10 protein-coding genes and 3 tRNA genes are annotated in these 12,329 nt (G+C 61.1%); all 13 read right to left on the reverse strand.

Annotation, left to right across the window (positions count from 1 at the left end):
- Positions 1-30 precede the first annotated feature (30 nt).
- Positions 31-107: transfer RNA gene (locus ACI77H_RS03655), tRNA-Asp, on the reverse strand.
- Between the two features lie 89 nt (positions 108-196).
- A tRNA-Asp gene (locus ACI77H_RS03660) sits at positions 197-273 on the reverse strand.
- Between the two features lie 54 nt (positions 274-327).
- Positions 328-403, reverse strand: a tRNA-Val gene (locus ACI77H_RS03665).
- 126 nt (positions 404-529) lie between these two features.
- The gene (locus ACI77H_RS03670) at positions 530-1,306 is read right to left on the reverse strand and encodes an SDR family oxidoreductase (RefSeq protein WP_407010396.1); all 777 of its coding nucleotides are present in this window, start codon (positions 1,304-1,306) and stop codon (positions 530-532) included.
- On the reverse strand, positions 1,303-2,514 hold the full coding sequence (locus ACI77H_RS03675) for an O-succinylhomoserine sulfhydrylase (RefSeq protein WP_407010398.1): 1,212 nt from the start codon (positions 2,512-2,514) through the stop codon (positions 1,303-1,305). The genes ACI77H_RS03670 and ACI77H_RS03675 overlap by 4 nt, the downstream gene beginning before the upstream one ends.
- 64 nt (positions 2,515-2,578) lie before the next feature.
- Positions 2,579-4,084, reverse strand: a complete 1,506-nt coding sequence (gene purF, locus ACI77H_RS03680) for an amidophosphoribosyltransferase (RefSeq protein ID WP_046026886.1) — start codon at positions 4,082-4,084, stop codon at positions 2,579-2,581.
- A 41-nt stretch (positions 4,085-4,125) separates the two neighbouring features.
- Positions 4,126-4,686 (reverse strand): CvpA family protein, encoded by a 561-nt coding sequence (locus ACI77H_RS03685; protein ID WP_407010399.1) that lies wholly within the window; start codon positions 4,684-4,686, stop codon positions 4,126-4,128.
- A 99-nt stretch (positions 4,687-4,785) separates the two neighbouring features.
- The gene (locus ACI77H_RS03690; RefSeq protein ID WP_407010400.1) at positions 4,786-5,445 is read right to left on the reverse strand and encodes an SPOR domain-containing protein; all 660 of its coding nucleotides are present in this window, start codon (positions 5,443-5,445) and stop codon (positions 4,786-4,788) included.
- The gene (gene folC / locus ACI77H_RS03695) at positions 5,429-6,736 is read right to left on the reverse strand and encodes a bifunctional tetrahydrofolate synthase/dihydrofolate synthase (RefSeq protein WP_407010401.1); all 1,308 of its coding nucleotides are present in this window, start codon (positions 6,734-6,736) and stop codon (positions 5,429-5,431) included. Before folC ends, ACI77H_RS03690 begins: the two co-directional genes overlap by 17 nt.
- On the reverse strand, positions 6,733-7,653 hold the full coding sequence (accD, locus tag ACI77H_RS03700) for an acetyl-CoA carboxylase, carboxyltransferase subunit beta (protein ID WP_008028281.1): 921 nt from the start codon (positions 7,651-7,653) through the stop codon (positions 6,733-6,735). The genes folC and accD overlap by 4 nt, the downstream gene beginning before the upstream one ends.
- 209 nt (positions 7,654-7,862) lie before the next feature.
- Complete coding sequence (locus tag ACI77H_RS03705) at positions 7,863-8,486, reverse strand: phosphoribosylanthranilate isomerase (RefSeq protein ID WP_407010404.1); 624 nt, start codon at positions 8,484-8,486, stop codon at positions 7,863-7,865.
- A gap of 64 nt (positions 8,487-8,550) precedes the next feature.
- Positions 8,551-9,375, reverse strand: coding sequence for a tRNA pseudouridine(38-40) synthase TruA (gene truA / locus ACI77H_RS03710; protein ID WP_407011028.1), 825 nt, complete (start codon positions 9,373-9,375; stop codon positions 8,551-8,553).
- Positions 9,376-9,665: 290 nt separating this feature from the next.
- Positions 9,666-12,290 carry a FimV/HubP family polar landmark protein gene (locus ACI77H_RS03715; protein WP_407010406.1) on the reverse strand — a complete coding sequence of 875 codons (2,625 nt, stop codon included), beginning with the start codon at positions 12,288-12,290 and terminating at the stop codon, positions 9,666-9,668.
- Positions 12,291-12,329 lie beyond the last annotated feature (39 nt).

The raw sequence follows: 12,329 nt of genomic DNA on the forward strand, positions 1-12,329 counted from the left end.
CAAGGCGTTCAGTGGGCCTTGAGGCAGATATGGCGCAGCGGACGGGACTCGAACCCGCGACCCCCGGCGTGACAGGCCGGTATTCTAACCGACTGAACTACCGCTGCGTATCGCTTTGGACTTGCGTCCTAATTCGTCTGACTGGAAGCTTCGAGGCTTTCAATCTCGACCCAGGATAAACCTGAACCGGAAAATATGGCGCAGCGGACGGGACTCGAACCCGCGACCCCCGGCGTGACAGGCCGGTATTCTAACCGACTGAACTACCGCTGCGCGTCGGTGGAGGCTTTTCAGCTTCCATCTTGCTTTCGCAAGACTCTCAAGAAGTGGTGGGTGATGACGGGATCGAACCGCCGACATTCTGCTTGTAAGGCAGACGCTCTCCCAGCTGAGCTAATCACCCTTTGCTTCTCTGAGGCCGCGAAATTTACGCACCTAACGAAGCTAAGTCAATAGCAGGATTGAAGTTTTTCTGAAAAAGACAAAATCGTGTCAATCCCGACAACGTCGCAGACGGCGTCCCGCCCCGCTACTCGCTGTAAATCATCTTCTTGGTCATGCCGCCATCGACCACAAACTCCTGCCCCGTGACGAAGCCCGCATTCTTCGACAGTAACCAGGCAACCATCGCCGCCACGTCCTCGACCGTCCCCACCCTGCCCGCCGGATGCTGCGCATGGTCGGCTTCGGTGAGGGGTTCGGCACGCCGTACCGCCGGGTCTCGCGCATCGATCCAGCCAGGGCTGACCGCGTTGACGCGGATTTCCGGCCCGAGACTGATCGCCAACGCGTGAGTCAGGGCCAACAGCCCGCCCTTGCTCGCCGCATAAGCTTCTGTGTCGGGCTCCGACTGCCCGGCACGGGTCGAGGCTAGATTGACGATTGCCCCGCTGTGAGCACGCAGGTACGGCGCACAGTGCTTGGCCAACAGCATCGGCCCGCTGAGGTTCACCGCCAACACCCGATTCCAGTACGCCAGATCGAGGCTTTCCAGGGTGATGTTGTGCGGATCGGTCACTGCCGCGTTGCATACCAGCGCGTCCAGCCGCCCGAACTGGCCCAGCACTTCGGCGACGCCCAACGCCACCTGCCCTTCGCTCGAGACGTCCATGGCGATGAACCAGGCGTTGTCACCCAGCACCTTCGCCACTTTCGAACCGCGCACCCGATCCAGATCCGTCAGCACCACCTGCCAGCCTTCGCTGATCAGCCAGGCCGCGATCCCCAGGCCAATGCCCCGCGCAGCACCGGTGACCAGTGCGACGCGACCATTGGAACCGGTAGACGGCGTGGACAACTCGATCACAAGGCAGCCAACCCGCGCGCCAGATCGGCCTGCAGGTCGACCACGTCTTCCAGACCGACCGCAATGCGGATCAGGCTGTCACGAATACCCGCTGCTTCGCGCTCTTGCGGCGCCAGACGGCCGTGGGAGGTGGTGCTTGGGTGGGTGATGGTGGTCTTGCTGTCGCCAAGGTTCGCGGTGATCGAAATCAGCCGGGTCGCATCGATAAAGCGCCACGCGCCTTCTTTGCCGCCCTTGACCTCGAAACTCACCACGGCGCCGAAACCCTTCTGCTGACGCAGGGCCAGTTCGTGCTGCGGATGGCTTTTCAGGCCGGCGTAATGGACTTTCTCGATACCGTCCTGCTGCTCCAGCCACTCGGCCAGTTGCTGCGCGTTGGCGCAATGCGCCTTCATGCGCAGGCTCAGGGTTTCCAGGCCTTTGAGGAAGATCCAGGCATTGAACGGGCTCAGGGTTGGCCCGGCGGTGCGCAGGAAGCCGACCACTTCTTTCATCTGCTCGCTACGACCGGCCACCACGCCACCCATGCAACGGCCCTGGCCGTCGATGAACTTGGTCGCCGAGTGCACGACGATGTCCGCGCCCATCTTCAGCGGCTGCTGCAGCGCAGGCGTGCAGAAGCAGTTGTCGACCACCAGCATCGCGCCTTTGGCGTGAGCGATTTTCGCCAGTTCGGCGATGTCCACCAGCTCAGCCAGCGGGTTGGACGGCGACTCGACGAACAGCAATTTAGTGTTGGCCTTGATCGCCTCATCCCAACCGGACAAATCCGCCAGGGGCACGTAATCGACTTCGATGCCGAAGCGCTTGAAGTACTTTTCGAACAGGCTGATGGTCGAACCGAACACGCTGCGCGAGACCAGCACATGGTCGCCGGCGCTGCACAGGCTCATCACCACCGCCATGATCGCAGCCATGCCGGTGGCGGTGGCCACGGCTTGCTCGGCGCTTTCCAGCGCGGCAATGCGCTCTTCGAACGCGCGCACGGTCGGGTTGGTGTAACGCGAGTAAACGTTGCCCGGCACTTCCCCGGCAAAACGTGCGGCCGCGTCGGCGGCAGTACGGAATACATAGCTGGAAGTGAAGAACATCGGATCACCGTGTTCGCCTTCCGGCGTGCGGTGCTGACCGGCGCGTACGGCCAGGGTATCGAACGCTACGCCTTCGAGGTCGCTGTCCAGCCGACCGGCATCCCAATCCTGACTCATGCTGTCACTCCTTGCCTTGCTCTTCTAGTAGATACAAAACCGGCCCCTCAGGGCCGGTAGTTACTCAGTTGTTGTACAGATCAATGATCGCGCTGACTGCCTGCGTCTTGACCTTGGAGGCATCATTGCGTGCCTGCTCGATCTTGTTCAGGTAAGCCTCGTCAACGTCGCCAGTGACGTACTGGCCGTCGAACACTGCGCAATCGAACTTGTCGATCTTGATCTTGCCGCCACCGACCGCCTCGATCAAGTCAGGCAAGTCCTGATAGATCAGCCAGTCTGCACCGATCAGATCCGCTACGTCCTGAGTCGAACGGTTGTGCGCGATCAGCTCGTGAGCACTCGGCATGTCGATGCCGTAGACGTTCGGGTAGCGAACGGCCGGTGCCGCGGAGCAGAAGTAGACGTTTTTGGCGCCGGCTTCGCGGGCCATCTGGATGATCTGCTTGCACGTGGTGCCGCGAACGATCGAGTCGTCCACCAGCATCACGTTCTTGCCTCGGAACTCCAGCTCGATCGCGTTGAGCTTCTGGCGTACGGATTTTTTCCGCGCAGCCTGGCCCGGCATGATGAAGGTCCGGCCGATGTAGCGGTTCTTCACGAAGCCTTCGCGGAACTTCACGCCCAGGTGGTTCGCCAGCTCCAGTGCCGCAGTACGGCTGGTGTCCGGAATCGGGATAACCACATCGATATCGTGCTCAGGACGCTCGCGCAGAATCTTCTCGGCGAGCTTCTCACCCATGCGCAGACGGGCCTTGTAGACCGAAACACCATCGATGATCGAGTCCGGACGCGCCAGGTAGACGTGTTCAAAGATGCACGGGGTCAGGGAAGGGTTGGTCGCGCACTGACGGGTGTGCAACTTGCCGTCTTCAGTAATGTAGACCGCTTCGCCTGGCGCCAGGTCGCGAATCAGGGTGAAACCGAGCACGTCCAGGGACACGCTTTCGGAGGCGATCATGTACTCGACGCCTTCGTCGGTGTGACGCTGGCCGAAGACGATCGGACGGATGCCGTGCGGGTCGCGGAAACCGACGATGCCGTAGCCGGTCACCATCGCCACGACGGCGTAACCACCGACGCAACGGTTGTGCACGTCAGTCACGGCAGCGAACACGTCTTCTTCGGTCGGCTGCAACTTGCCGCGCTGGGCCAGTTCGTGCGCGAACACGTTGAGCAGCACTTCCGAATCGGAGTTGGTGTTGACGTGGCGCAGGTCAGATTCGTAAATCTCCTTGGCCAGCTGTTCAACGTTGGTCAGGTTACCGTTATGCGCCAGTGTGATGCCGTAAGGCGAGTTGACGTAAAACGGTTGAGCTTCGGCCGAAGTCGAGCTGCCCGCGGTCGGGTAACGCACATGGCCAATACCCATGTGACCGACCAGGCGCTGCATGTGACGCTGATGGAACACGTCACGCACCAGGCCATTGTCCTTGCGCAGGAATAACCGGCCGTCATGGCTGGTCACGATACCGGCAGCGTCCTGGCCGCGGTGCTGGAGGACGGTTAGCGCGTCATACAGCGCCTGATTGACGTTCGACTTACCGACGATACCGACGATGCCACACATGCGACGCAACCCCTACTTAATGGATCTGAACTGAACACAACTCACTGAGGCGTTTTGGCCGTCGGCAAGAGGTGCTCCTTGAACGGTATTTCAGCGGGTATGCTGATACCGCTGGCAAGCCACTGACTGCTCCACCCAAGGATCAGGTTTTTGGACCAGTCTGCGACCAATAGAAATTTTGGCACGAGCTGCGACTGTTGCCACCACCCGTCCTGCTGTACCGGCCCCAGGCTCAACAGCCCGACCGCCACGACCACGAGCAACACGCCACGCGCGGCGCCGAAGGCCATGCCGAGAAATCGATCGGTCCCGGACAACCCGGTAACGCGAACCAATTCGCCGATAAGATAATTGATCATTGCGCCTACGATTAACGTGGCGACAAACATTATTGCGCAGCCCGCGATCACGCGGGCCGATGGCGTTTCGATGTATCCGGCGAGGTACTCGGACAATGCACCACCGAACATCCAGGCGACGACTCCTGCGATGATCCAGGTCACCAGCGATAATGCTTCTTTGACGAAGCCGCGGCTCAGACTGATCAATGCGGAGATGGCGACGATTGCAACGATCGCCCAGTCAACCCAGGTAAATGGCACAGTGCAGCCTACAGACGGATAAGGCGGCGCATTTTAGCAGAGCCCATGCTTATCGGTAAGCTGCGATTGTCAGTGCATTTCAAATCGGGTCGATAGTTTTCAACCGCGCTCAGGCTGGAAGCGCACCACAAAACCCTTGAGGTTCTGCTGGCGGTTCAACAAGTCACGCAGACGATCGGCTTCCGCACGCTCGATCAGCGGCCCGACGAACACCCGGTTCTTGCCATCGGCAGTCCGGATATAGGCGTTGTAACCCTGGCTGCGCAGGGTTTTTTGCAGGTTTTCTGCGCTCGCGCGGTTCGACAGGCTGGCCAGTTGCACCGACCAACTGACCGACAAGCCATTGGCATCGACTCGACTTTGAGTCGTGTCCGGCTTACCCGGCGCGGCGCTAATCGGCTGGCTCGGCGCAGTCGCTGGTTTGTTGACCGGGACCGGAGGCGGCGCTACCGGCTTAACGGCAGGCGCAGGCGCGACGGGCGCAGTAGGCGCGATTGGCATCGCGGGCTCTTCCTGCTGAGCAATGTCGTCATCACTCGGCACAGGTTCCTGCGGCAAGGCTTGCGGCTCAGGCACAGCCACCGGCTCGACCTGCACCTGCGGCACTGAAGGTGCTTGCGGTGCAGCCGGCGCTTCGACCGTTACCTGCCGCTGCTCATCCTGACGGGAAAACAGCATCGGCAGGAAAATCACCGCCAGCGCCACCAGCACCAGGGCGCCGACCATGCGCTGTTTGTAAGCCTTATCCAGCAATGCCATTTGCCGCTTCCTCCGTGGAGCGCCGGGCCAACCATTCAAGGGCCTCGGCAACACAATAAAATGATCCGAACAACAGAATCTCGTCGTCGCTCGTCGCCAGCGCGCACTGCCCTTCCAGGGCAGCGGCCACGCTGTCATAGGACGTTACTGACGCACCAAGGTTCTGCAGCACCCCGTGCAAATCGGCGACAGGTCGCGCCCGCGGTGAATCCAGCGGCGCAACAGCCCAGTGCTGGACACTAGCATTCAATTCGCCGACAACACCATCCAGATCCTTGTCCGCCAGCAATCCAAACACCGCCAGGCGCTTGCCGGCCGGTGGTCGGCTCGCCAAACGACGGGCCAGATACTCGGCGGCGTGAGGGTTATGCCCCACATCCAGCAACAGGTTCAGACGCTTGCCGTGCCAGTCGAACTGTCGGCGATCGAGTCGACCGACCACCCGCGTGGCTTTCAGCGCATCAATAATCTGCGCATCGACCCAAGGCAGACCAAGCAACAGGTAGGCCTGCAACGCCAGCGAGGCGTTTTCCATGGGCAGATCGAGCAACGGCAGATCATGCAACTCGACAACCCGCCCTTGAGCGTCGAGACCGCGCCATTGCCAGTTGTGATCGGTCACACCGAGGTCGAAATCACGACCGCGCAGGAAAAACGGGCAAGCCAGCTCGCGCGCCTTGTCCAGCAGAGGTTGAGGAGGATCGAGATCGCCACAGAGCGCAGGCGCGCCCTGGCGGAAAATGCCAGCCTTTTCATAGGCCACGGACTCACGGGTATCGCCCAGATAATCCGCATGATCCACGCCGATGCTGGTCACCAGCGCCATATCGGCATCCACCACGTTGACCGTATCCAGACGCCCGCCCAGACCGACTTCCAGCACCACGGCATCCAGCGCCGACCGTTGAAACAGCCAGAACGCCGCCAGGGTGCCCATCTCGAAATAAGTCAGGGAAGTAGCGCCACGACCCGCCTCTACCGCAGCAAAGGCCTCGCACAGCTCGGCATCTGTCGCTTCGACGCCGTTGACCTGCACCCGCTCGTTGTAACGCAGCAGGTGCGGAGAATTGTAGACACCGACTTTCAGTCCCTGTGCCCGCAGCAACGAAGCCACGAATGCGCAAGTAGAACCCTTGCCGTTGGTGCCAGTGACCGTGATCACCCGAGGCGCCGGCTTGCCCAGTCCCATGCGGGACGCTACCTGTTGCGAGCGCTCAAGGCCCATGTCGATGGCCGAAGGGTGCAACTGCTCAAGGTAGGCGAGCCACTCGCCAAGGGTGCGTTGGGTCATATGTTTGCAGGCACCGGCGGCACGACGATCGGCTCGATCGGCGCGGCAACGAATTTCGGCGTCGGCTTGCCGGTCAGTTGTGCCAGCAGGTTGCCCAGACGCGGACGCAATTCCTGACGATGAATGATCATGTCGATCGCACCGTGCTCCAGCAGAAATTCGCTGCGCTGGAAGCCTTCCGGCAGTTTTTCGCGAACGGTTTGCTCGATCACGCGCGGACCGGCGAAGCCGATGAGGGCTTTCGGCTCGCCGACGATCACGTCGCCGAGCATCGCCAGGCTGGCGGAAACGCCGCCGTAGACCGGATCGGTCAGCACGGAGATGAAAGGAATGCCTTCTTCACGCAGACGCGCCAACACCGCAGAGGTCTTGGCCATTTGCATCAGGGAAATCAGGGCTTCCTGCATCCGCGCACCACCAGAAGCGGCGAAGCAGATCATCGGGCATTTGTTTTCCAGGGCGTAGTTGGCGGCGCGCACGAAGCGCTCACCGACGATCGCACCCATGGAACCGCCCATGAAGGAGAATTCGAAGGCCGAAACCACCACCGGCATACCCAGCAGCGTGCCACTCATGGAGATCAGCGCGTCTTTCTCGCCGGTCTGCTTTTGCGCAGCGGTCAGGCGATCCTTGTACTTCTTGCCGTCACGAAACTTCAGACGGTCGACCGGCTCCAGGTCCGCACCCAGTTCGCTACGGCCTTCAGCGTCGAGGAAAATGTCGATCCGGGCGCGGGCGCCGATACGCATGTGGTGGTTGCACTTGGGGCAAACGTCCAGGGTCTTTTCCAGCTCCGGACGATACAGCACAGCCTCGCAAGACGGGCATTTGTGCCACAGACCTTCAGGCACCGAGCTCTTCTTGACCTCGGAACGCATGATCGAAGGGATCAGTTTGTCTACTAACCAGTTGCTCATGCTTTCTTTCTCCAGTACCGGCGGCCCGAACGCTCTGGTTCGCAGCCCCGCGTATGCCCTTGAGCTAAATTCATGTGTGTGGCGATGATCGGTGGGTGGCCGGGTCAGTGAAGCGTGACCTGCGTACAACCCATCAATCCTCAGCCGTGCCTGCTTTGTGCAGCGCAGTGCATTTTGGGACGGCGGCAGTCTGCCAGCCGTCACATCAACTACGTGCCACTACGTACAGCCTTGATGAACGCCTGAATCTTTGCGTGATCCTTGATGCCCTTGCTTGCCTCTACCCCACCACTGACGTCCACGGCATAAGGTCGGACCCGGGCAATCGCCTCGGCGACATTATCCGGGGTCAGGCCACCCGCGAGGATGATCGGTTTGCTCAAGCCTTGCGGTATCAGAGACCAGTCGAACGCTTCGCCGGTTCCGCCGGGTACGCCTTCAACGTAGGCGTCGAGCAGGATACCGCTGGCGCTCGGAAACGCATCGCATGCCGCCGCGATATCGTCGCCGGCCTTGACCCGCAGCGCCTTGATGTATGGCCGATGCCAGCCTTCACAATCAGCAGCGGTTTCATCGCCGTGGAACTGCAGCAAGTCCAGCGGTACGGCATCAAGCAATTCGCCCAACTCGCAGCGGCTGGCATTGACGAACAAACCCACGGTAGTCACGAACGGCGGCAGCGCCTTGATAATGTCGCGCGCCTGCTGGAACGTCACGCCCCGCGGGCTCTTGGCGTAGAACACAAACCCGATCGCGTCCGCCCCGGCTACGACCGCCGCCAACGCATCTTCTATGCGGGTAATCCCGCAAATCTTGCTGCGAACGGCTGACATGTCGATAAAACCCTCAGGGCAAATCCGGGAAAGTCCAGGATGGTAACAAATGCGTTCGAGGGCGTCAGCCGTCAAGTTCGGCGAAACCGGTCAGGAAGTGTGGGCCAATGTAACGCTCGGGCAATTCGAACTCATCGCGATACTCGACCTGCACCAGGTACAGACCAAATGGATGAGCCGTAACCCCGCCGGAACGGCGTATGCGACTCTCCAGCACCTCCTTCATCCATTCCACCGGACGCTCGCCGGCACCAATGGTCATCAGTACACCGGCAATGTTACGCACCATGTGGTGCAGGAAGGCACTGGCGCGGATGTCCAACACGATCATCTTGCCGTGGCGCGTGACGCGCAGGTGATGCAGCTGCTTGACCGGCGATTTGGCTTGGCACTGGCCGGCGCGGAAAGCGCTGAAGTCGTGAGTGCCGACCAGGTATTGCGCAGCCTCGGCCATGCGCTCGACGTCGAGCGGACGGTGATTCCAGGTGATTTCTTCGTTCAGGTGCGCCGGGCGAATCTGATCGTTGTAGATCACGTAGCGATAGCGCCGGGCGATGGCCTTGAAGCGCGCATGGAAATGCCCAGGCATGACCTTGGCCCAACTGACGCTGACGTCGTGTGGCAAGTTGATGTTGGCGCCCATGACCCAGGCTTTCATCGACCGTTCGACCTGCGTGTCGAAATGCACCACCTGACCGCAGGCATGCACCCCGGCGTCGGTGCGTCCGGCGCACAGCAGCGACACCGGTGAGTCGGCGACTTTGGACAAGGCGTTTTCCAGGGTTTCCTGCACCGTGAGCACGCCGGAGGCCTGACGCTGCCAGCCGCGATAGCGCGAGCCTTTGTATTCAACGCCTAACGCGATGCGGAAAAAGCCGTCGGCCACCATTTCGGCGGCCGGGTTATCTATATTTGCCAAGGAGTGACAGCCTGCTGATCTGCGCAAAGGCGGGCATTATAAGGCCGCCGGACGGGGAAGCCAGTACAACAGAAGATGCAATGCTGAATGTCAGGGCCTCTTCGCGGGCCTGCCCGCTCCCACAGGGTTTTGCGCAGGTCACATAATCTTTGCCCCCCCTCCGAGACCGCGAAGGTGTCCAAACAGGCACCCTCCCATCTCGCAGAAACAAAAACGGCAGCCGAGAGGGGCTGCCGTTTTGTTTACTGCTTACCGATCAATCAAGCCAGACGCGAAAGCATTTCCTTGGCTTCGCTCTTCTGCCCCGCATCACCCTCGGTCACAACCTCGTTGAGGATGTCGCGTGCGCCGTCGGCGTCGCCCATGTCGATGTAGGCCTGGGCCAGGTCGAGCTTGGTGGCGACTTCGTCGGTGCCGGAGAGGAAATCGAATTCCGGCTCGTCAGCGGCAGAAGCCAATGCGTCTTCCGCACTGAAGGTCGGCTCGCTGATGCTCTGCGACAGACGATCCAGCTCGATGTTGACGTCATCCAGCTCAGCGGCGAATGCATCCGGAGCGTCCATCTCATCGGCCAGCGACAGATCGAAATCCGCCGGCAACTCCAGATCATCCAGCGCCACCTCAGGCACGGCCGGTACTTCAGCGGCAGGCAGGTCCTTGAGGTCGTCATCCAGGCTCAACAGGAAATCGTCTTCGGCGAGGGTCGCTGGCGACGCATCACCACCGAGGTCCATGTCCAGATCGAAGTCCGACAGGTCGTCGAGGCTTTCCTTGATTTCGGTCTGCTGCTGCAGTACCGACTCAAAGCTCAGGTCGTCGTCCAGCGGGAATTCATCCAGCTCGGCCAAAGCCTCTGGCGAAGGCGCCGGCTCAGGTGCAACCACCGCCGGTGAGGCGTTTTCCAGATCATCCAGACTCAGATCAAACGCGCTGTCGAAGTCGCCATCGGCCAATACCGGTGCCGGAGCTTCGGGCTCGTCCATCAACAGGTCTTTGACGTATTGGGCGTCCAGTTCGGCAGCGACGGCCGCAGCAGCCAGCCCCCCCGCCACGACGACCGCCATGGCCGGGAAGCGGCTTTTCAGCTCTTCGACACGGGCGAAGTTTTCGCCGTTAGCCACGAGCTGACGCTCCTGTGCCACGAACGCATCGCGATCGCCCTGCTGACCGTAGACTTCCATCAATTTCAGACGCAGGTCACTGCGCTGAGGTTCTTGCTTGATGCCGTCTTCCAGCAACGCAGCGGCCTGATTCAGGCGGCCGGCGGTCATGTGCGACTGCGCCTTGGTCAGCACGTCGTCATCACGATCAGCGGCAGGCGCGACCAGTGGCGCAGCGATGGGCGGCGTTACCACCACCGGCGCAATGACCGGAGCCGGAGCGGGTGCCGGGGTCGGCGCTGGCACAGGAGCCGGTGCAGTTGCGAGTTTCACACTCGGCGGCGGCACTTCCAGACCTTCGAAGCTGCTTTCAGGCAAGTCCAGATCAGCCGTGAATTCCTGCTCCTCGGACAAGGCACGAGCCATGCGCAGGTGTTTCTCGGCTTCTTGCTGCGCTTTGCGGCGACGGGCCAGCAACAGCAGCAACAACAGCAGAACCACCGCACCGCCGCCGACCAGACCCAACAGCACTGGATTGGTCAGCAGGTCGTTGAATTTTTGCTCGTCAGACGCTACCGGAGCTGGCTCGACAGGCGTTTCAGCCAGAGCTGGCGCTGCCTCAGGGGCGGTCGCCACCGGGGCTGGCGTTACGGGTGCAGGGCTCGGCGTCAATTCGGCCGAGATGGCCGGGGCCGTCGCAACAGCCACCGCCGGCGCACCCGCAGCGCCTTCAGCCTGCAACTTGGCCAATTGATTGTTTTTCAGTTCGATCAGGCGTTGCAGCTTGTCCAGCTGACTTTGCAGATCGGTCATGCGGCTTTTCAGTTCAGCGTTGTCACGACGGGTCGTGTCGAGGCTTTCCTGGGTCACGGCCAGTTTGTTGCTCAAGACCTTTGCATCACCTGCAGCACCTTTGCCTCCGGCCTTGCCGGTCGGGGCAGACACCAGGCTCAGATTGTCCTTGGCGGGCTGCACAGGAGCGCCCTCACCGCGAGCGCGCTTGGTCGCATCGAGTTGCTGTTGCCCGGTTCCCGGCTTGGCTACATAGCGACGCCCCTGACGCCACGCGGTGTTCTGCGCGGCGACTTCAGCAATGGCTTTGGGTTGCGGCACGCTGGTGACTTGCGTCTGATCTGGCAGGCGCAGCACCTGACCGGTTTTCAGCAGGTTGATGTTGCCGTTGATAAAGGCATCCGGGTTCAGTGCCTGGATGGCCAGCATGGTTTGCTGAACCGAACCGCCATTACGCGCCTTCGCGGCGATTTCCCAGAGGGTATCGCGTGGCGTAGTGGTGTATTGGGTCGGTTTGGAGGCGCCGGTGACCGGTGCAGTGACGGTCGGAGTCGGTGCCGGTTGCGCAGCCGCTTCAGCGGTTTGCGGCGAGAATTTGGACGGATCGAGCAGCACGCTGTAATCGCGCAGCAGGCGACCGTTGGGCCACATCACCTGAACCAGGAATTTCACCATAGGTTCGGAAAGCGGCTTGCTGGAGGTCACACGCAGGATGCTTTTGCCACTGGCGTTAAGCACTGGGGTGAAGCTCAGGTCATTCAGGAATGCCTGGCGGTCGACACCGGCCTTGGCGAAATCTTCGGGCGACGCCAGGCTCGGTACCAGTTCGGCGGCCGTGAGCTCCTTGACGTCGAGCAATTCGATTTCCGCCACCAACGGCTGGTTCAGCGACGACTTCAGGGTCAATTCCCCGAGCCCGAGCGCATGCGCCATACCGGAGGACAGCGCCGAGGCGGCCGCTATTGCTAACACCAGTTTGCGAACTTGAACCATAGCCTCATCCTTTGTTTGAACATTCCTCGGCCAGCGAGA

Origin of the sequence: Pseudomonas sp. O230 (genome assembly GCF_045447035.1) — a bacterium.
In the GTDB taxonomy this organism is placed as follows: domain Bacteria; phylum Pseudomonadota; class Gammaproteobacteria; order Pseudomonadales; family Pseudomonadaceae; genus Aquipseudomonas.

Coding starts and splice junctions, on each gene's coding strand:
- ACI77H_RS03675 (WP_407010398.1), bottom strand. CDS start 2,514: ATGAGTCAGGATTGGGATGCCGGTCGGCTGGACAGCGACCTCGAAGGC.
- purF (WP_046026886.1), bottom strand. CDS start 4,084: ATGTGTGGCATCGTCGGTATCGTCGGTAAGTCGAACGTCAATCAGGCG.
- ACI77H_RS03690 (WP_407010400.1), bottom strand. CDS start 5,445: ATGGCATTGCTGGATAAGGCTTACAAACAGCGCATGGTCGGCGCCCTG.
- accD (WP_008028281.1), bottom strand. CDS start 7,653: ATGAGCAACTGGTTAGTAGACAAACTGATCCCTTCGATCATGCGTTCC.
- folC (WP_407010401.1), bottom strand. CDS start 6,736: ATGACCCAACGCACCCTTGGCGAGTGGCTCGCCTACCTTGAGCAGTTG.
- ACI77H_RS03705 (WP_407010404.1), bottom strand. CDS start 8,486: ATGTCAGCCGTTCGCAGCAAGATTTGCGGGATTACCCGCATAGAAGAT.
- ACI77H_RS03715 (WP_407010406.1), bottom strand. CDS start 12,290: ATGGTTCAAGTTCGCAAACTGGTGTTAGCAATAGCGGCCGCCTCGGCG.
- truA (WP_407011028.1), bottom strand. CDS start 9,375: ATGGTGGCCGACGGCTTTTTCCGCATCGCGTTAGGCGTTGAATACAAA.